17 protein-coding genes are annotated in these 19,159 nt (G+C 50.7%); 8 read left to right on the top strand and 9 right to left on the bottom strand.

The features are described from left to right. Nucleotides 1–73 precede the first annotated feature (73 nt). Nucleotides 74–1,351, top strand: coding sequence for an OFA family MFS transporter (locus tag BAQU_RS01945; RefSeq protein ID WP_094692393.1), 1,278 nt, complete (start codon nucleotides 74–76; stop codon nucleotides 1,349–1,351). 118 nt (nucleotides 1,352–1,469) lie between these two features. On the opposite strand, the gene BAQU_RS01940 is transcribed toward BAQU_RS01945, so the two are convergent. The 8 genes from BAQU_RS01940 to BAQU_RS01905 all read right to left on the bottom strand — a co-directional run bounded on the left by BAQU_RS01940 (nucleotide 1,470) and on the right by BAQU_RS01905 (nucleotide 9,258). Beyond that, on the bottom strand, nucleotides 1,470–1,967 hold the full coding sequence (locus BAQU_RS01940; RefSeq protein ID WP_094692392.1) for a 2-thiouracil desulfurase family protein: 498 nt from the start codon (nucleotides 1,965–1,967) through the stop codon (nucleotides 1,470–1,472). A gap of 64 nt (nucleotides 1,968–2,031) precedes the next feature. Then, complete coding sequence (locus BAQU_RS01935; protein WP_094692391.1) at nucleotides 2,032–2,871, bottom strand: hypothetical protein; 840 nt, start codon at nucleotides 2,869–2,871, stop codon at nucleotides 2,032–2,034. 143 nt (nucleotides 2,872–3,014) lie between these two features. Then, complete coding sequence (locus BAQU_RS01930; RefSeq protein WP_094692390.1) at nucleotides 3,015–4,019, bottom strand: ribokinase; 1,005 nt, start codon at nucleotides 4,017–4,019, stop codon at nucleotides 3,015–3,017. 131 nt (nucleotides 4,020–4,150) lie between these two features. Further along, nucleotides 4,151–5,131, bottom strand: coding sequence for a substrate-binding domain-containing protein (locus BAQU_RS01925; protein ID WP_211277086.1), 981 nt, complete (start codon nucleotides 5,129–5,131; stop codon nucleotides 4,151–4,153). A gap of 133 nt (nucleotides 5,132–5,264) precedes the next feature. Then, on the bottom strand, nucleotides 5,265–6,224 hold the full coding sequence (locus BAQU_RS01920) for an ABC transporter permease (protein WP_094692389.1): 960 nt from the start codon (nucleotides 6,222–6,224) through the stop codon (nucleotides 5,265–5,267). A gap of 1 nt (nucleotide 6,225) precedes the next feature. Next, nucleotides 6,226–7,707, bottom strand: coding sequence for a sugar ABC transporter ATP-binding protein (locus tag BAQU_RS01915; protein WP_094692388.1), 1,482 nt, complete (start codon nucleotides 7,705–7,707; stop codon nucleotides 6,226–6,228). A gap of 36 nt (nucleotides 7,708–7,743) precedes the next feature. Then, nucleotides 7,744–8,142 carry a D-ribose pyranase gene (rbsD, locus tag BAQU_RS01910; RefSeq protein WP_094692387.1) on the bottom strand — a complete coding sequence of 133 codons (399 nt, stop codon included), beginning with the start codon at nucleotides 8,140–8,142 and terminating at the stop codon, nucleotides 7,744–7,746. A gap of 99 nt (nucleotides 8,143–8,241) precedes the next feature. Next, nucleotides 8,242–9,258: a LacI family DNA-binding transcriptional regulator gene (locus BAQU_RS01905; RefSeq protein ID WP_094692386.1), complete on the bottom strand. Its 1,017-nt coding sequence runs from the start codon at nucleotides 9,256–9,258 to the stop codon at nucleotides 8,242–8,244. Nucleotides 9,259–9,522: 264 nt separating this feature from the next. Between BAQU_RS01905 and BAQU_RS01900 the strand changes: the two genes are divergently transcribed. From BAQU_RS01900 to BAQU_RS01870, 6 genes are all read left to right on the top strand, one after another. Next, nucleotides 9,523–9,924, top strand: a complete 402-nt coding sequence (locus tag BAQU_RS01900; protein WP_094692385.1) for a glycerophosphodiester phosphodiesterase — start codon at nucleotides 9,523–9,525, stop codon at nucleotides 9,922–9,924. A gap of 810 nt (nucleotides 9,925–10,734) precedes the next feature. Then, nucleotides 10,735–12,045, top strand: coding sequence for an MFS transporter (locus tag BAQU_RS01895; protein WP_094692384.1), 1,311 nt, complete (start codon nucleotides 10,735–10,737; stop codon nucleotides 12,043–12,045). A gap of 31 nt (nucleotides 12,046–12,076) precedes the next feature. Then, nucleotides 12,077–12,778 carry a DUF4232 domain-containing protein gene (locus tag BAQU_RS01890; protein ID WP_094692383.1) on the top strand — a complete coding sequence of 234 codons (702 nt, stop codon included), beginning with the start codon at nucleotides 12,077–12,079 and terminating at the stop codon, nucleotides 12,776–12,778. A gap of 221 nt (nucleotides 12,779–12,999) precedes the next feature. Continuing rightward, nucleotides 13,000–14,397: an ABC transporter permease gene (locus BAQU_RS01885; RefSeq protein WP_094692382.1), complete on the top strand. Its 1,398-nt coding sequence runs from the start codon at nucleotides 13,000–13,002 to the stop codon at nucleotides 14,395–14,397. Then, nucleotides 14,394–15,452, top strand: a complete 1,059-nt coding sequence (locus tag BAQU_RS01880; protein WP_094692381.1) for an ATP-binding cassette domain-containing protein — start codon at nucleotides 14,394–14,396, stop codon at nucleotides 15,450–15,452. Before BAQU_RS01885 ends, BAQU_RS01880 begins: the two co-directional genes overlap by 4 nt. Nucleotides 15,453–15,661: 209 nt before the next feature. After that, a complete protein-coding gene (locus tag BAQU_RS01870) occupies nucleotides 15,662–16,555 on the top strand; it encodes a putative RNA methyltransferase (protein WP_094692379.1) in 894 nt (297 codons plus the stop codon). A gap of 30 nt (nucleotides 16,556–16,585) precedes the next feature. On the opposite strand, the gene BAQU_RS01865 is transcribed toward BAQU_RS01870, so the two are convergent. After that, the gene (locus BAQU_RS01865; RefSeq protein WP_094692639.1) at nucleotides 16,586–17,284 is read right to left on the bottom strand and encodes a metal-dependent transcriptional regulator; all 699 of its coding nucleotides are present in this window, start codon (nucleotides 17,282–17,284) and stop codon (nucleotides 16,586–16,588) included. 360 nt (nucleotides 17,285–17,644) lie between these two features. Here BAQU_RS01865 and BAQU_RS01860 point away from each other — a divergent pair, with 360 nt between their 5' ends. Beyond that, the gene (locus tag BAQU_RS01860) at nucleotides 17,645–19,084 is read left to right on the top strand and encodes an Nramp family divalent metal transporter (RefSeq protein WP_094692378.1); all 1,440 of its coding nucleotides are present in this window, start codon (nucleotides 17,645–17,647) and stop codon (nucleotides 19,082–19,084) included. Nucleotides 19,085–19,159: the final 75 nt, after the last annotated feature.

Here is a 19,159-nt window from a genome sequence, read left to right as displayed (position 1 = left end):
AGATTGAACAGGCAGAGGACCACAGTCGCCGTGATTCCCATGTGCATGACCCTCTGCGGAGAGGGAAAACCGAATGACATTGTTGCCCGACAACCGCTGGACTCGTGCCGTTGCACCTGCGCTGTTGCTCCACATTTCCATTGGAACCGTCTATTGCTGGAGCGTTTTCAAACAACTCATTGCCGATGAACTTCAAGTGTCGCCAGGAGCCATCGAATGGGGATTCTCACTAGCTATCTTCTTCCTTGGCATGTCTGCCGCATTCCTCGGCCCGATGGTTGAAAAGGATCTGAAAAAATCAGCACTGTTAGCAACCATCTGCTTCGTAACTGGATTTGTTGGAACTGGCGTAAGCATTGCCATTCATTTCGTTCCCGGTATTTTCATCTTTTATGGTGGAGTCATGGGCGTAGGTCTGGGCATCGGATATCTGACTCCTGTCAAGAACCTTATGCTCTGGTTCTCGAAGAACAAGGGTCTGGCAACGGGCATTGCCGTCGCAGGATTTGGACTGTCCAAAGCCATCGCGAGCCCAATCATGGAGTATTTGATTGAAGGCGTGGGACTGGTCAACATGTTTTACATTCTTGGTGCCGTATATGCAATCCTCATGCTGGCCGGTTTCGCAATCATCAAACGTCCCGAAGGTTATGTCTATACTGCACCGCCGAAGGAATCACGACGTGGCGCCTTGCTTCGCAAGCCCTTGTTCTGGGGAATATGGATTGCCTTCTATCTCAACATCACCTGCGGTCTAGCACTGATTTCCCAAGAAAAAGACATTCTCAAAGATCTGCTTCATCAGCTGCCGCAGTATGCCAAGCTTTCACCCAACGCATTCTCGATCGCCATTGCGGGAATCATCGCAACGGTTCTCGCCGTTGATGCAATCTTCAACGCTGTTGGGCGCCTTGGATTTGCAGCCCTTTCTGATCATATGAAACGTCGCGAATCGAGTTACAAGATCATCTTCGTCATGTCCATTGCAGCGTGCGCCTTACAGCTTGTGACGCACAGCATTGACAATGCCCTGTTCTGGGTCGTTCTTGCCATGCTCTTCCTTATCAATGCAGGATATGGTGGCGGTTTCTCAACACTTCCGGTGCTTCTTGAGCAGCATTTCGGCATTAAAAGCGTCTCAACCACCCATGGCCTGACACTGAGCGCATGGGCCATCGCCGGACTCTCAGGCAACCAACTTGCTTCCTTCGTGGTCACGCACGCTTCCGACCAGGCCCACCGCTACGCGGCCGTGATCCCAGTAATCACTGTGCTCTACGCCGTCGCCTTGCTATCCATTTGGCTTGTCTCCCGAGTTAAACCTCAAGTTGATGCCGAGAAGCTCCTCTAATCCCATCCCCTGAGCATCAGCATTACGTTGTGCTTTTGGAGTCGGAAAATCGCCAGATCTGGCCAAAAACCGACTTCGAAAGCACAACGTATTGTTATAGTGACTCCAGAAGCACAACCTAGATGAAACGTGCCAGGTCGGGGATGAGGTCCTCGTCTATGTATGGGCGGACCGTTTCGGGAATCAACCGAGTGTCTGGAAAGACCTTAACGCCGCTGGATACAAGAAGCCTTGCGGTGACACCCATGCCCTTGATCTTTACTCCAGTAAAGGAACCGTCATAGATCGTATCGACTCCGCAGGATGGGCTTTTATCCTTCAAGAACGCAACGGTGATGTTATTGCGCTTCACCATATTGAGCACACGTTTGGCTCCAATTTCGTATGGCTCAGTGACATCCTTGCCGGTAGATTCCACCACTCTTCTGAATGCACGCGAATCTTCTCCGCGGGCGATTTCAGCCGATGGGCGTGGAATGCTGAAACCACCAAGGATTTCAGGGCATGCAGAAATGGCCTGTCCACGTTCGACCAACCATTGGGCAAGTTTGTTGCGTGCATCCGAACCGTCATAGCGGACAGCAAAACCCGCCAGACAAGCGCTTACCAAGATCATTGCTTACACCATACATTGCTCGCTGCACAGGATAGCCTCACCACATACCAGAACCATTGAGATTTCAAGCAACAACCGTCCAATCGTGAATCGTTTTTCCCTCATCATCCTTCAACACCAGCCAACTGTTCGTCCCGCCAAAATACAGGAATAATCCAACCTCGTTCACACTTCTCACGATGATGTCTTCCGTAGTTACAAAATCCTTGAACTGCCCTGCATGTTCAAGTCGAAGCTGCTCAGAAAAACGTGCGGAGAAACCCAGAGATCCATCCTTGTTCAAGGGTGGATTCGCAACCATGCTCGCACCTTTTCGAATCAGCATCTGATTCCTCGCCACCCACCTCACGTTGGCTTGCACTCCCTCATGGTTGATATGAAAATCAAGTGCGCTGACCTCTTTCGACCAGCGATGGCGTGCCTTCGCATGTGACTTTGGCTTGGCTACCCGTGCAGAGTCAGCATCAAGGCACCTTGGGGTTTCGCCCGCCTGTATCTCTGTTCCAGGAGCGGGCAGACCTGACTTTTCATTCAGCAATGCGTCCAAAAGCCTGAAACGAATCAACACGGCCACTATTGTCTGAGCCAAGCTCGATATGGTTGCGGTTTTCGGGATTCTCTCGAAAATCTGATCATGCAATCCCACGTTTCTCGCGTCGTTGCAGCTTCCAGCAACTTCAAGGATCTGTGCATGCAACAACGAGGAATCGAACTCCTTCGGTACTTCAACCGCGATGACTTGTTGCATGCTGCGATCAAGGCCAGGCAGTTGGATCATTGCCGAATCTGCATTGATCTGCAATTCAGGGATCTGCGATTGACTGGCGATGATTATTGTAAATGTCGGCTGTGTGCTCGAAATCACAGTGGTTGAGGCACTCATTTCAACAGATAAATCCAGCATAATCACTCCCTTACCAGGTGTTCGAATTATCCCCCATCACAAGGTAACACAATAATGTGCGTCGCCCAGTCATCCACTGCATAGTCGAGCGACAAGCGCACAGACATTGGTGACCGGCCACCACGATATCCCCACCGCCAAGCTCAGGAGACTAAAAGATCAACTATCTGCTTGCTGGTTCCGTATGAGGATTGAGCTCCCAATCCTGTTGCTGCATAGCCTGCAACATACACTGCCAATCGAGCGGAATCATACAGGCTCAAGTCAGCAGTCAATCCAGCCAGGATTGCACCCATGAACGCATCTCCACAACCCGTGGTGTCGACCGCCTTGACCTTCACCGCCTTGAGGAATCTCCATGAATGCCCGTCGTTCTCGACAAAACCATTGGCATCGAGCACGTATGCACCCTGAGACCCAAGGGTCACCACAGCCTGATCGCACCCCAACTCGCATAACCGCTGCGCAACACCATCCCAGTCGAGCTGAGCCCAGTCGCCACCAGTTGGTGGTGCCAGGTGCAGCATATGCGACATTTCATGTTCGTTGACCAGCAGAATATCAATATTGGCAAGTATTTCAGCCGGAAGTTCCGGACGAAATGGCGAATTGTTCAGCAGAACCTTCACTCCTGCCCGATGAGCAATGCGCGCCGCCTCGATAACGGACTCAACTGGCGATTCGAAGCATATGCCGAGAACGGCCGCCTCTTGTATGGTTCTCTGTACACTTCTCACATATTCTGGATTGACTTTGGCGTTGGAACCTGCAGAATATACGATCGTATTCTCAGCATGGGCATCGACGGTGATGACGGTCGTTCCGCTTGTTCCCTCCATTCGTGCAACTGAATCCATTGAGACACCTGCTTGTGCAAGCGTGGAGAAGAGAAAGTCCGCGTTGTCATCTGTGCCCAATGCGCCAAGCATCTTCACCTGCGCCCCGATATGTGCAGCTGCACTCGCCTGATTTGCTGATTTTCCACCGGCAAGAATCTGCAATGGTCCGCCGTTCACCGTTTCTCCCGGCTGGGGCAGGGTCTCAGTCTCAACGGTGTAATCGGCATTCATCGAACCAATTACCGCAATGGTCCGAGTGCCTGATGAAATCTTTTCAAAGGCATTGCGAATGTCAAAAGGCTCATTCATGACGTTCTCTTTCTTATGAACTTTGTCGTCCGGCAGTTAAAGATTGGGGAACGGTCGGCACGTTCGCGAATATCGGCCCTGACCGTTCCCCAACATCACTGACATTTCAGTGGGAACCGTATGTGTCCCACTCACCACATGTATTGCTTGACATTGTCTTTCTTCACCAGATAGATAGGCGAATCAATGGACTTCTTGACGGTCTTCTTATTGAAGTGATCATACATGGCCTGCAAGGCCATCTCACCAATTTTTCCTGGTTGCTGTGCAATCGTTGCAGTGACGGTTCCCTGCTCGATTGCAGTATGCGTCTCTGATTCACCGTCGATACCGAAGATGCCAATCTTGCCACCAGCTGCCTGAACAGCCTTCACGGCACCCAGTGCCATCTCGTCATTCTGCGAAAAGATTGCTTGGACTCCGCTATTGGATTGCAACATATTCTGGGTGGTATTCAGCGCGGTCGTTCGATCGAAGTTCGCTGACTGGCTCGAAAGAATATCAAGACCAAGCTTCTTCGCCTCGGCGTTGAAGCCGTTGCCTCGGTCGATGGTTGCAGAAGCTCCCGGCGTTCCCGAAAGCTCAATGACCTTTGCACCCTTGCCGTATGCATCAAGGATCGCCTGTGCAGCCATTTGACCGGCCTTGACATTATCCGAGGCGACCGTGCTCAGCACCGTGCCGCCGTTCGAACCACGATCCATGGCAATAACAGGGATGCCGGCAGTGTTTGCACTCTTGATCGCTGGAACGATCGAGTCTGAATCAACTGGGTTGACAAGGATGCCGTCAACCTTCTGACTCACAAAGTTCTGAATGTCGTTCAGCTGAGTTGAACTGTCATTCTGTGCGTCAGCAATGATGACCTTCGTGCCGTTCTTCTTGGCCATTGCCTTGATCGCCTGGTCCATGGCCACAAAATAGGGATTATTGGTGGTTGAAATTGCAACACCGATGGTCAATTCCGAAGGGCTCTTCTTTTCAACGGTCCCCTGGGCTCCATTCGAGCTGCCGAGCCCTGTTCCTGCGCATGCGCTCAGACCAATCGCCATACCGATACCAACACCTGCTGCCACAATTTTTGAAGCCAGGTGAGCCATGTGAATCTTCATGATATTCTCCACTTCTTTGTTTGCAATATGAAAATCTTCTCTGATTCATATTGATGGTTGCGTTGAATTATTGTTGTTTACTTACATTGATGAATTACTGGATTCTTGTTTGCTTTCCGGTCTCAGGGTGCGCTCAAGACTGAAGGGATCGCTTGTTTCTGATCACATCGACAAGCACTGCGACGATGATCACGGCACCTTCGACTACTTGCTGCCAGAAGGTGGAAACTCCAATGATGTTCAGGCCATTGTTCAGAACACCAATGATCAGTGCACCAATGATGGTGCCTGACATTCTTCCCTTGCCACCCATCAGGCTTGTCCCACCAAGCACCACAGCAGCGATTGCAAACATTTCATAGCCATTGCCTGCCTGAGGTGTCGCCGAAGAGAGTCGAGACGTGATGACAAGACCCGCTATCGCTGACATCAGACCTGAGATGGTGTAGATTGCGACCTTTACCCTGTTCGACTGAACACCAGCGATGTATGCCGCCTTTTCATTGCCTCCCAGTGCATAGACCGACTTTCCGAATGCGGTCTTGTGCAAAAGCACGTAAAGAGCCACAAAGGCGATGATCATCAGAATGAAGGGGAACGGGATGCCAAACAGATAGCCCTGCCCAATATATGCCAGGAAGAAACCATCCATGCCTTTGGTAATGGGGTTGCCATTGGTAAAAACAAGCGTCAACCCACGAAAGATCATTTGCGTGGCAAGGGTGACAATGAATGGCGCCATCTTTCCGTAGGCAATGAAGAAGCCGTTGATCGCACCGAGTCCGGCACCAATCACGACGCACATCAATACTGCCAGTGGCAAGGGCATTCCCGCACCGATCATTCCTGCGGATAATGCACTGGAAAGCGCAAGAATGGCGCCGACCGAAAGATCGATACCTCCGGTGAGGATCACGAAGGTCATGCCAAATGCAATGAAACCATTCGCCGTTACCTGGAGCAACAGGTTAAGCAGATTGTTCGTGGTTAAGAAGCTTGGATTCATGACCGTTATCAACACCATCAGGACAGCTAATGCCGCGAGCGTGGTAAGGCTGGTGAATCTATTCAAAAAATTGGAAACTGTTTTCATCTTATTCTCCCAAAGTCGCGAGTTGCATTATCTTTTCCTGATTGGCGTCTTTGCCTAAAATCTCACCGGCGATCCTGCCTTCGTGCATTACGATTATTCGATCACTCACTCCCAACACCTCCGGAAGATCGGAAGAAACCATAATGATGGGAACACCTTTGCCGGCAAGCTCATTCATCAATTCATAGATTTCGCGTTTCGAGCCAACGTCAACACCTCGAGTCGGCTCATCCAGAATCAGCACTTTTGGCGAAATACCGACCCATTTGGCAAGAACAACTTTTTGCTGATTGCCTCCTGAAAGGTTGCCCACTATCTGCTCAGTGCCGGTCGAACGAATTGTCAGACGCTGTATCAGATCGCGTACGAAAAGCATCGCCATCTTGGTGTTGAAGAACAGATTCTTTACAAAATTTCGAGTGCTCGGCAGAGTCACGTTCTCTCGAATGCTGAAATCGAGGATCAATCCCTCATCCTTGCGATTTTCAGTCAGGAAGCCGATGCCATGTCTGATGGCATCAAGAGGCTTGCGTATTCTGATTGGCTTGCCATGAAGTTTGATGACTCCTGATTTGGGCTTGTCGATCCCGAACACCGCTCTCATGACCTCGGTCCGTCCAGAACCCATAAGTCCCGAGAACGCAAGGATTTCACCACTTTTGACGGAGAATGAGATGTCGTGGAACTTATTCGTAGCGCTTTCAAGATGAGACACCTCGAAGGTGACATCTCCTACAGGCGTATTTTTGTGTGGATAGTAGTCCGTTATTTCCCTACCAACCATCTTCTTGACGAGTTCATTGACGTTCGTGTCCTTGGTTGGCTTGGTATCAATGACTTTCCCATCGCGCATCACCGTTACGACGTCGGAGAGTTTGAAGATCTCCTCCATGCGATGCGAAATGTAGATGATGCCAACGCCACGCTTTTTCAGATGTTGGATCACTTCGAAAAGTTTGCTTGTTTCACGCTCCGTCAGTGCCGAGGTGGGTTCGTCCATAATGAGTATCTGCAAGTTGGAAAGAAAGCTTTTTGCGATTTCGATCATCTGCTGCTGGCCCACCGACAACGTGCCAATCTCGACATTCAGTGGAATGTTGACACCAAGTTCGTTGAAAGCGGCACGGGATTGCTTGCGCATCTCCTTGTTGTTCAACAGACCGTTCTTCTTGATCTCTCGACCAAGGAAGAGATTCTCCATCACCGTCAGCTCGGGCCAGGAATTCATCTCTTGATGTATGAAGCTGATGCCAAAAAGCTCTGCCTCGCGAGGGTTCTGGAAAGTCCGTTCCTCTCCATCGATGAAGATCTTTCCACCACTCGCGGGGAAAAGTCCCGTAAGAATGTTCATCAATGTTGATTTTCCGGCACCATTCTCACCCATGAGTGCATGAACTTCGCCGGAGTTCACCGTAAGACTGATATCTTTGAGGACCTGATTAACACCAAAGGCTTTTGAAATATTCTTGAGTTCAATTTTCATGATTGGCCTTTCTCTTTCTTGAGCTCCTTGCTGAAGTCAGATAGTGACACCGGATTGCAGGATGATATTCGAATATGGCGTATCTTCACCGGTTCGCAGCACGGCCTTGCAATCCCTGGTCATCTGCTTCAGCTCTTCGTGCGAGATGAAATCGATGCCCACTCCCTGTGGAAGCATCTCTTCGATTGCATGCAACTGTGCTGGATTCTGAGTCTTGATCTCCGAGGCGAGAAAGACCTGCTGGACCACCACATTATCGAGATAGACCTGAAGGACATCGATAAAGCTTGGCTCTCCACGCTTGAGAGCGATGTCGATCTTATGAATCCCGTTCGGGACTGGCAAGCCAAGATCACCGATGCATACCAGATCCGTATGACCCAGGTCATCAGCCACTTTTGCCAATTCGCTATTTAAAATACCTGTTTTCTTCACGACGACTCCATTGTCCGCTGAGATGGTGATATATCGTTATATCACAATACAAAATATATCCGCTTTTCGCTGGGATGTCAAATCCTCGAAGCGCGGATTCTATTGGTTACTTACTGATTCCCGATCAATGAATAACGTGGGAATTCTTACGTTATCGAAACTCTCCTCTGCTTCCTCGCCACGAAGTCGGTGCTCCATGAGCGAAAGCAATGTGGTAACGCCATAGTTTCCCATCAGTTTCTGCTGCTGAGAGATTACGGAGATGCTGGGTGAAGCCAGTTCAAAGATAGGAATATCGTCAAAGCTGACTATTGATACATCCTCACCTATTTTCAGGCCGATATGGTGAAAATATCGAATGGCTTCAAGTGCGTCCGGCGAATATCCGAATATAAAGGTATTGACATGACGAGATAGCAGATCCTTGATTGCCGACAATGCATTCACATGGCTTGCGACTATTGCATTGAGGCTGCCCACCCGTGAACCTGCAACATCTATGAATATCTGCTGACGTTCCAGCAGATTCGGAGATTTGGACGTCGGGCCATGAATGAATCCTATCCGCGAATGTCCCTGAGATTTCACCTTTTCGATTGCATCGGTAATTCCCGGTCGTGGATCTGCGTCGATGATGGGAATTCTGCCGCCGTCTGCCAATTCCTTGACCTTACGATCCAGAATGACGAGTGGAAGGCCGGAAGCAACGAATCTCTGCAAGCCATGCGATGCAGTGCCCTGGGGTACCAGAATCGCACCGTCGATTCTCTGGGTCAGGAGTGAATGAAGAAACTTATCTTGGCCTTCAAGGCTTTCGGACGAGGATCCGATCATGCATACATAGCCGCTGGCCAACAGCTCTCGGGTTATCAGAGAAATCAGATAGGCGAAATATGAGTTGTTGATGTCAGGAACCAAAATGCCCACGGTTTTGGTCGAACTCGATCGCATGGAGATGGCCGCTGAGTTGGGAATGTAATCAAGCTTCTTTGCCGAGTCAAGCACACGCTGACGCGTAGCCGCCGAGATTCTGCCCCTGTTATTCAGCACTTGCGACACGGTAGGAACAGACACGCCGGCTTCCTGAGCCACGTCCTTGATCGTGACGTAATTCATCACATTCCTCGATCCGTATTTTCGTGAACCTCAAGAGTCAGATGCCAATCACGCACCAAACCATTTCGATTGCAAACGGTACGCAATTTTATGCTAGATTGTCTCACAGGTACAAATACCGTACCAACTCCATGCACATGACATTTTGTATCTGCCATATGCAGACATCGATGTCAAGGCATTCAAGCTATACAACTGAGGCCACATGACTTCTCATGATGAGATGTAACTCAACGGTGGCTCTTGGACCGGAAGGACACCTTTATGGAGAACGACAGATTGATAGTGGTGCACCGCCATCTTTATGGTGAAGATGCAGCAGCAAAGACACAGGCAGCGAACGAGGTTGCCAAGAAGTTTGGCATCAGCGACGAGGCACTTTCACAGGTTGAACAGTTCAAGGATGCACTGACGTATCACAAGGCATGGGATCTGCCATTCTTTGGATATGTCAACGAGGATGGCGAAGGCTTTGCCTATGTTCCTGATTATGCGATAGCAGACGATAAGTGGGATGCTCACAAGGCTTTCCGCGACCTGCCATTGGATGTACAGACCGCATTCGCGATCCGCATGCTATTCACTCATCGCGATGTTGATCGTTATGGTGCACGGATGTTCCTCCATTACGATCGAGGATTCACTGTCCAGCACGATTCACTCTAGATTCACCACGTAGTGAACCTGCACACTCATGGATTGCAGGTTCACAGAGTACATTGAACAAAATCTTACATTTTGGGGTATTTTTGGCTATAGGCACGAAAGTGCGTGTGAAACAGGCCGTGAGGTGTTCTCTTGGCTAGGGTTCGAGCTGGTTCATAATCCTGCTTGACTTAGGGTGCATGAACGCAACCCTGTGCCCGTATTGCGGCATCATCATGCATCGCAACACAACCACGAGAGCAGGAACGGACCCAGTGTCGATGCCCACCATCCCCACCTCCCTTGTCACTCCGACCGAATCCACAGCCCTCGTCGCCCCGACCGAATCCACAGCCCTCGTCGCCCCGACCCATTGTCATCTCGAGCGAGCGCAGCGAGTCGAGAGATCTCACCCTTGCGAGCATCAACAGCCAAGATCCCTCGACTCGCTACGCTCGCTCGGAATGACAATGGTGTTGTCGTTCATACCACCGACTCGCTGCGCTCGCTCGGGATGACGATAGTGTTGTCGTTCATACCACCGACTCGCACCGCTCGCTCGGGATGACGGGAGAGGAGCATGGCATCGACTGGAACGAATTACACGCCGACACACCAGCGAAGACTAAAAACCCACACTTCTATGCCTATAACCCAGAAACAACTTGGCCGGCTTAATCGCACTGAAATCTCAGGTATTATGAATGAGCGTTGGGTTTTCGAGAGAATCCAAATGCGGCGCACACAGAAATCGTGTGATGTACCGCATTCGCAGTACAGATAAGAACCATGCGCGAGCAGCAAGAGCAAGAAAACGAGTAAAGGCCGGTCATGACTTCACCATCCACAGACTTCAGTGGAATTTGGCGTAAAAACAGTTACCTCTTCCTATTCAGTCAGTTCATCACCGGCATCACCTCAATGATTGTGCAATACGCAATCATCTGGTATCTGACTCAGAAGTCCGGCTCGGCAACCATCTTGAGCATCGCAACCATCCTCGCCATGCTGCCTATGGTTCTCGTAAGCCCGTTCATCGGAACCTTTGTAGACCGATGGAACAAGAAAGCATTGCTGATCGTTCCCGATATGGTTGCAGCAGCGGTTGCAATCATGCTTTGCATTGTCGGGACCATCAACGAAACCTTCCCCCTATGGCTGATTTTCGGTTCTCTGCTCATCCGTTCCATAGCTCAGGCCTTCCAGATGCCCACCGTACAATCCATTCTGCCAACGATGGTACCGCCCGAGGAAATAACCAAAGTGAACGGTCAGCTTGGCATGGTTCAGTCGGGAACTCTGATCATTTCACCGGCGCTTGGTGCCCTGCTCTATGCCGCAGTTCCCATCAACTATCTGCTGCTCATCGATGTCCTCGGTGCAGCGTTCAGCTTCGGATCGCTCATGTTCGTGCATATCGTATCGAATTCGGTCGAACCAGAGAGCAAGGCGCGTCCTTGGGCAGACATGGTATATGGACTCAAGCGAATCGGGTCCGCCCCAGGTATGTGGTCGATTCTCGCAATGGCTGCTCTCTCGACGCTTACCTTCATGCCTGCGGCAAGTCTCTATCCCCTCATGACCTTGGGATATTTCAAGGGGACCATATTCCAGGCAGGTGTCGTTGAAGTGCTGTGGTCTGTTGGATCGCTTGCAGGAGGAGCGCTCATCGGCATCTTTGGAAAATGGAAAAACCGCATCCCCCTTATCATCGCTGGACAGATTGTACTCGGTCTGGCCTTCATGGCATGTTCAGTGCTTCCTGTTTCCATGCCCGGATTCGTTCTCTTTGTTGGGTTTAACTTTATTGCAGGTCTGGCAACTGCCTTCCCCTCTACGCTTTCGATGGCTCTGATTCAACAGTCTTATCCTGCTGGCGAACTGGGAAGAATTTTTGGCGTATGCCTTTCCATCACCGGCATTGCAGGACCCATAGGCCTACTCTTCGTAGGGCCACTGGGCGATGCAATTGGAGTCGAATGGGTGTTCGCAATCTCTGGGTTGGGTGCAGTGCTCTGCGGCCTCTTCATCATTGCAGTACCCTCAGCGCGGCTCTATGACAAGCGTTTGCGAGAGCGAATCGAGCGCAACGAGATTCCTGGCGTTTCTCTCACATCCGAGCTTAATCCGAAAGAACTCTGAAAGACTCTCCATCATCTCCTAAACTATATGCATGGGGAAAAAAGAGAACATACAGGACAAGCAAACAATCAATCGAACATCCGGCTGGATTTTCAAGGTGGTGGCTGGATCCATGACTGCGTTAGCCATGAGCTGGGGACTGGCCGCTTGCGGATCGGCTAGCTCCGCCGGCTCAAGTGCTAGCGGAGGCGACACCAGTTCTTCGATGACATCAGCATCTCCATCGAGCAGCGGTGCATCATCGTCGTCTTCGACGAGCTCGCAAGGCACCTCGGATTCGTCAAATTCTTCATCGACCACAACTACACAGGGAAGCTGTGGAACAGGGCAACTGAGCGCCACAATCAGTCAGGGCAGTGGCGGTGGCGCAGGTAGCATGTATCCATATATCGTGCTGACCAATAATGGCAACACATGCAAGATGGACGGATATCCGGGCGTTTCTCTTGCAGTCGCCGGTAAACAGATTGGCGCGGCCGCCGTGCGCGACTCCGGAAGCTTGAAGACGCTTACTGTGCAGCGAGGTCAATCAGCATATGCACAGCTGCAGATCACAGAAGCCGGCAATTTCTCTGCGTCATCTTGCAAACCGACGCAAGCGGATAGTCTCGTGATATATCCGCCAAACCAGAAGAGCCCAATCACCATTGCAACAAAGAACTACACCGGCTGTGCAAACAGCGCCACGCCAATCATCCATGTCAAGCCATTGCAAGCTGGAACCGGTCAGTGAGCATCAGCGAGCGCCAGCAGATAGCCATTTTTATACCAATGACATGCACTCTCAGGATTCATTCAGCATGCAGACAGCATTATTGTAGGTAGAGACCAGAAAAATCCCACACCACACGGGCATAGTAGTGAGGTATGGGTTCTCGTGCCGGAGCTTTGGCATGAAGGTTGTATACAGTAGCATGTTGGAGTTTTCGGCATCTTGATATTGGAGTAGACGGTATGTTCATTCTCAAAGAGGCATGGGGTTCAATCGCGCGCCATAAAGTCTTGAGCATCGTTTCCATGACGACAACGGTTGTCGTCACGGCGGCGACGCTTATGGGGTTAGCCATAGTTGAGGCTGATACCACAGCTCGGACAACGGCATATGACGCTCAAAAGGTAAATGCGATCATCAGCCTCGACAAGGCAAAGATCGAGAAGAAGAGCAAGACAACAAACATTGACTGGAGCAACTATGAACTCAGTTGGGAGCAATACAGCACTTACGCCGAAGCCGCAGGAGTTACCATCAATGCGTATTACTACGAGACTTCGGATGCCAAGCTTTCTGGTGATGTGAAGGCCGCCACAGGAAGCAGCGACACCAAGAGCACCACGGCTCGCGGCGATATATCCGTCGTCGGAACATCCTCCAAAACCGCAACTCGATCTTTGCCTGATTCAGGATTTACGCTTGTCTCTGGAAAAACAGTCGACTACACCGCCACCACGGTAAGTGACAAGGCTATCGTTTCACAAGCCTTTGCGAAGGCAAATGATTACAAGGTCGGCAGCAAATTCAAGATTGCAAATCCAAGTGATGCCAAGAAAACCATTGAATTGACGATCAGCGGCATATACAAGAATCATGCGGGCAGCTCGAATGTTTCCACGAAATATTCGGATGCCAGCAATGCCAACAACACCATATATGTCAGCTCCTATACCTTTATGGGCAACGGCTTCTATACAGCAACGAAGCCTGGCAGCGTCGGCCATGACCTGCGCATAGTGTTTGAGCTTTCCAGTCCGAAGGATTACAACACCTTCGTGAAGAAGGCGAGAGCCGCTGGTCTGAATAGCAACTACATCATCAGCTCGCCAACTCTCACTGCTTATCAGTCAAAGGTTTCTTCACTGACGACCTTGGCCAATGTCATGAAGATTACGGTCATCGTAATCGGCTCACTGGGTGCGATCATTCTGTTGGCGTGTCTGATTCTTGCCTGGATGCGTCGCAATGAAGATATCGGCATGCTCATTGGCATCGGTGTGGGACGCGCAAAGATTGCATGGCGGTACACCGTTGAGCTCCTGATGATAACGGTCCCGGGAGTTCTCGTTGGTTTCGGCATTGGAGTCGGGCTGAGCTTTGCCATCGCAGGAAATATCCCGGCATCACAGGTCGCTCGTTCCACTCCTAACCTGACACTGATGAAATATGTTGCGTTGGGCGGCGTTGCACTCTGGGTCATCTGTCTGATCGCAGCGATTATTCGTGTGGCTTTGTTCAGGATAAATACTTTGCTTGACTCAGTTTCTTACGACACCGAGCCTTATGACACTGATTCAGGCACCATCAATGGCGATACAGCATCAACCACGGGGACTGACAAGGAAGAGGTGTCCGCATGAAATCAGAAGCATTGGATAGCAACGACGATTCATTGGACAAGACAACGACAACCGATCCGGCACAGGCGAAGGATACCGATTCAGAGCATCTACAAGATGAAGAGATGCAATCGGCAGATGCCGTTTCGAAAGATGCCGATGACGATGCGGACGCGTCTGACGAGGAGGTGAACTTTTCCATCGTCTTTGAGGATGACGACGCGGAAGCCGAAACCCCAGCCGGAGATGATTCTGCCGCCTCGAAGAAGAAGGAATTGCCAAAGGCAAAGCAGTCTGCAGCTGACACTCAGGGCAAGGCGCCGCTCGCGCACGCACAGTCCAACGATCTCTCGGAAGACTCATTGCATGTCGTTTCGCAGAAAATCAATAAGCGCATTCGCCATCTTCGCAAGACACGATTCGAGCAGTACCCGATTCTTGCATTCAACAAGGTCACCTACACACTCAGACATGAGCGCTATGATCTACTGAACAAAGTTGATTGGTCGTTCTATAACTCTCGAGTGCAGAGCGTGCTGATTCGCTCTGATGACGAGCGCCGTGCCGTGGTCGCTCTTGGCTCTGGAATGCGGACACCAAATCATGGCACCATTACTTTTCATGGTAAAGATATTCAGGAAATGGAACCGAATGAGTTCCGCCGTCACAATATAGGCGTGTTGTTTGAGCACTTCAATCTACGCAGTGAACTGACCGCCAGCGAGAATATCGTGCTCACGATGGATGTCTCTGGCAGAAACTTCCTCAAGCCGATGCCCGTTTTGGCGGCGGAACTGCTCAATCAAGTGCATTTCCCTGATGATCAGTTCGATACTCCAATCGGTCAGCTATCGTTGCTGAATCAGCGCAAGGCACAGCTCGCCCGTGCCCTGAGCTGCGATGCCAGCATCATTCTCGCCGATGAGCCAACTCAGGGTTTGAACGATGACGACACCGAAACCATGCTTGAGGTCCTGCGATACCTGGCTGACAAGAAGTCGAAGTGCCTGATCATCGTGACCGCAGATGAAGATCTTGCAGCACAGACCGATTCAACCATCTACGTAGACGACTGAGAGTACGTCAGAACTGCTCGCTGGCAACTCTGACTCCTGCCAAGCACAGGCATTCCCTCCATCCCTTCATGTACCTCAGGATGGAGGGCTTTTCTTTCGACTTGTTCATGATTGAGCTGAAAGTCAGTCTGATGCCGAAAGCACGCAAGGAGCATGCCAAGAATGACGCAACCCTCCAAGGTTTGCCGTGTGGAGGAGAATAGAGCACCATGAAGGCATCGATACAGAAATTTCTCGACTCAGCACAGACATTCCAATGCCCCATATGCGGCAATGCGCTGCATACAGCGGGATCCAGCCTACAATGTCCAGACAGACATACCTTTGATATAGCAGCCAAAGGAAATATATCATTTCTGCGTTCTCAGCATGCCCACGACGGATTGTACAATCAATCCTTCTTTGAAAATCGCAGTGCACTGTTGAGCGTTGGACTCTATGACCACATCGTGCGCGAAGTTGCCCATGATGTGTCTCGTCTGCCCGACTCTCACGCTACAACTCTCCTCGATGTTGGATGCGGAGACGGCACCTTGACGAAACGATTGCAGAGCCTCATCACTCAGTCATCATTCGATTCACAACATCAGCGTGAGCAGGCAGTCCGAGAATTGACCATATTCGCATGTGATATCTCCTCCCTCGCAATTTCAATCGCCTCTCGCGGCAGCAACACCATACGTTGGTTCATGGCGGATTTGGCCAACCTTCCCATCACCGATAGCTCGATGGATATCATCACCGATATCTTTTCTCCCGCAAACTACGAAGAATTCAGACGCGTCCTTCGACCTCAGGGCAGTCTTATCAAAGTCATCCCCGGGAAGCATCATCTGATGGAACTACGGCAGGAAATTGCCAAATCTCACGGAGAACAGCCGAAAGGCTATTCCAATGACGATGTGGTTCAGGGCATTGAGCAGCACTGCACGATTGAGCACATCACTACCGCAAGCGCAACGCTTCAGCTCAGCAAGGCCCAATGGGAGCAGTTTCTTGCAATGACACCGCTCATGTTCCACCTCGACAAGACATCCATAGATCTCGATTCACTGCGAAATCTCACCATTGAGGCGGAAATCGTTCAAGCAACGATGCAATAGCGCATGCAGGACATCAACTGCCTAAGGCATCTACGCCTGCCCTGGACTGTTTCCGTCGTCCAGCCGCGTAACTCGGATGCGTTCGGCGGCAGAAGCGCCGAGAACCACGTTGGCACCTGAAGGCAATACCAAGGTGACGATGTCAGAATATGGCGTGAACTTGCCAATCGTGGCAGTGCCATCGATGGAAAGCCCCTGTTGCTGCAGGAATCGCAAGAGTTTTGAATCTTCATCGCTGACTCGTTCAATTCGAATTTTCGCACCCTCGGGAGCTGCAGTAAGCAGGATGCTCTTATCTTCATCCATCTCACCGTTCGGTCCAGGAATCGCATCTCCATGGGGATCCTTGGTCGGATGTCCCAAGCTCTCGTCAATGCGCTCAATCATCAGATCAGATGCCGCATGTTCAAGCTGATCGGCTTCCTTATGAACCTCATCCCAGCGATAGCCGAGTTTTTCTACAAGAAATGTTTCAAGCAATCTGTGTCTACGAACCATTTTCAAAGCATACTGTTCACCCAAAGGCGTGAGAATGATATCGCCATATGGAGCGTGCGTCACCAAACCCTGTGTGGTCAGACGAGCCATGGCGCCAGAAACGGTGGATGGCTTCATTCCCGTCTTTCGCGCAAGATCGGTCGGCTGCACGGCCTTGTCAGACCATTCGCGCAAATCCCATAGCACCTTGAGGTAGTCCTGTGAGTTCGTAGATAGCTCTTGAAAAGTCATGTTGACCAGTCTAACCAATATCACCGTCTTGGCTGAGAAAGATTCATATTTCTGTGTTTTTCTTACATTCACAACACAATGTTCCGGGCATTGAATACAACAGTCCATATCACCTCCGACACGCAGATGGTTCGATAGATTCATTTCTTCCATAGGCCAAGAAACATCCAGGTCAGGAAACACCCATTGCCTCGAGAAAACCTCGCTCAGCCCTGCCATAAGGCGCCCTTTCGAGCAGGTTACAGCAAGTCAAAAGCCAGGTTAACAGTATGTGACAGCACTCGCTTTCAGATGAGATTCGTCTATACTTCGAGGGGTAGAACTAATTTGTTTTAGGTCTAAAGTTCGAGGATGGGGATAATGAGCGATACGTCAGTGGCAGCAGAGAGCACCGCCAAGGAACGAAATGGTACATTGGGCGGTTCTGAATCGAGGATCTTCAGCAGGGGCAATCTGATTGAGACTGCAAATGGTCTCTCTCTTGAAGAAATCAACTCAACGGTAAGCATTCCCAAGGCTAGCAACAGCTTCTGGAAGAGTCTTATCGCGTTTTCAGGTCCAGGTGCACTTGTTGCAGTCGGCTACATGGATCCAGGCAACTGGATTACTTCCATCGGAGGCGGCGCCCAATACGGCTACCTTCTGATGTCAGTAATTCTCCTTTCCAGCCTTATCGCGATGCTACTGCAATACATGTGCGCCAAGCTCGGTATTGTCGCTGGTTTGGATCTGGCTCAGGCCACGCGCCTTCATACCGGCAAAAAGACCGGCATTGCACTCTGGATCAGCACCGAACTGGCAGTCATGGCAACCGATATCGCAGAGGTCATCGGCGGGGCGATTGCGCTGAACCTTCTCTTCGGCATTCCGCTGGCTGTCGGTGTCGTTCTCACGGTCTTCGATGTGCTGCTTCTGCTGCTGCTGATGCAGGTCGGATTCCGTCGCATTGAGGCAATCGTCGTGACTCTGATTCTTGTCATCATGGCCGTATTCGTGTACGAAGTCTGGCTTGCCCAACCAAACGTCGGCGCCATGTTCGCCGGATTCATCCCGAACGCCCAGATTTTTGGCAATGGCCAGCTCACCATGGCACTGGGCATCGTTGGAGCAACCGTGATGCCACACAATCTTTATCTGCATTCATCAATCGTCCAGACACGCAATTACAACCGCAAGGACGACAAGGAAGTCAGCAACGCACTTCGTTTCGCCACCTGGGATTCAAACATCCAACTCACCGCAGCGTTCATCGTTAACTGCCTCCTGCTTGTTCTAGGCGCTGCAATGTTCTTCGGTCATGGAGACGGTCTTAACACCTTCACTTCGCTCTACAATGCACTTGGCGACAGCAAGCTTGCAGGCCCGGTTGCCAGCGGCGCACTGAGTACACTGTTCGCCGTCGCACTTCTCGCTTCGGGTCAGAATTCAACGATCACCGGTACGCTCACCGGGCAGATCGTGATGGAAGGCTTCATCCGCATGCGCATACCAATGTGGCTTCGTCGCGTCGTGACCCGCGTCATCTCAATAATTCCGGTACTCGTCTGCACTTTTGTCTTCGGCGGCACTGAGTCCGCTCTCGACAACCTACTGATTTACTCACAGGTCTTCCTGTGCATTGCCTTGCCAATATCCATGGTGCCACTGGTCTGGTTCACGTCATCGAAGAAGATCATGGGCAAGAAATACGCCAATCCACTATGGATGTCGATTCTTGCCTGGGTTATTGTTGCGATCCTCTCTGGCCTGAACGTCTGGCTGGTCTTTCAGGATATTCAACAACTGATTGCATTCTTGTGATCACTCATTACTGACCGCATGAAAAAAGCGCAGAACAGGTTAAAACTTCTCCCGAACCTGTTCTGCGCTTTTTTC

This window comes from Bifidobacterium aquikefiri (assembly GCF_002259795.1).
Lineage (GTDB): Bacteria > Actinomycetota > Actinomycetes > Actinomycetales > Bifidobacteriaceae > Bombiscardovia > Bombiscardovia aquikefiri.
Note: the sequence above shows the minus strand (reverse complement) of the source record. Positions and strands in the feature narration are given on the sequence as shown.

Excerpts from the sequence above, each read along its gene's own strand:
- BAQU_RS01895 (WP_094692384.1), top strand. The coding sequence starts at position 10,735 with ATGACTTCACCATCCACAGACTTCAGTGGAATTTGGCGTAAAAACAGT.
- BAQU_RS01915 (WP_094692388.1), bottom strand. The coding sequence starts at position 7,707 with ATGAAAATTGAACTCAAGAATATTTCAAAAGCCTTTGGTGTTAATCAG.
- BAQU_RS01945 (WP_094692393.1), top strand. The coding sequence starts at position 74 with ATGACATTGTTGCCCGACAACCGCTGGACTCGTGCCGTTGCACCTGCG.
- BAQU_RS01940 (WP_094692392.1), bottom strand. The coding sequence starts at position 1,967 with ATGATCTTGGTAAGCGCTTGTCTGGCGGGTTTTGCTGTCCGCTATGAC.
- BAQU_RS01870 (WP_094692379.1), top strand. The coding sequence starts at position 15,662 with ATGAAGGCATCGATACAGAAATTTCTCGACTCAGCACAGACATTCCAA.
- BAQU_RS01885 (WP_094692382.1), top strand. The coding sequence starts at position 13,000 with ATGTTCATTCTCAAAGAGGCATGGGGTTCAATCGCGCGCCATAAAGTC.
- BAQU_RS01900 (WP_094692385.1), top strand. The coding sequence starts at position 9,523 with ATGGAGAACGACAGATTGATAGTGGTGCACCGCCATCTTTATGGTGAA.
- BAQU_RS01925 (WP_211277086.1), bottom strand. The coding sequence starts at position 5,131 with ATGAAGATTCACATGGCTCACCTGGCTTCAAAAATTGTGGCAGCAGGT.
- BAQU_RS01865 (WP_094692639.1), bottom strand. The coding sequence starts at position 17,284 with ATGACTTTTCAAGAGCTATCTACGAACTCACAGGACTACCTCAAGGTG.
- BAQU_RS01930 (WP_094692390.1), bottom strand. The coding sequence starts at position 4,019 with ATGAATGAGCCTTTTGACATTCGCAATGCCTTTGAAAAGATTTCATCA.
- BAQU_RS01880 (WP_094692381.1), top strand. The coding sequence starts at position 14,394 with ATGAAATCAGAAGCATTGGATAGCAACGACGATTCATTGGACAAGACA.
- BAQU_RS01860 (WP_094692378.1), top strand. The coding sequence starts at position 17,645 with ATGAGCGATACGTCAGTGGCAGCAGAGAGCACCGCCAAGGAACGAAAT.
- BAQU_RS01935 (WP_094692391.1), bottom strand. The coding sequence starts at position 2,871 with ATGCTGGATTTATCTGTTGAAATGAGTGCCTCAACCACTGTGATTTCG.
- BAQU_RS01890 (WP_094692383.1), top strand. The coding sequence starts at position 12,077 with ATGGGGAAAAAAGAGAACATACAGGACAAGCAAACAATCAATCGAACA.
- BAQU_RS01905 (WP_094692386.1), bottom strand. The coding sequence starts at position 9,258 with ATGAATTACGTCACGATCAAGGACGTGGCTCAGGAAGCCGGCGTGTCT.
- BAQU_RS01920 (WP_094692389.1), bottom strand. The coding sequence starts at position 6,224 with ATGAAAACAGTTTCCAATTTTTTGAATAGATTCACCAGCCTTACCACG.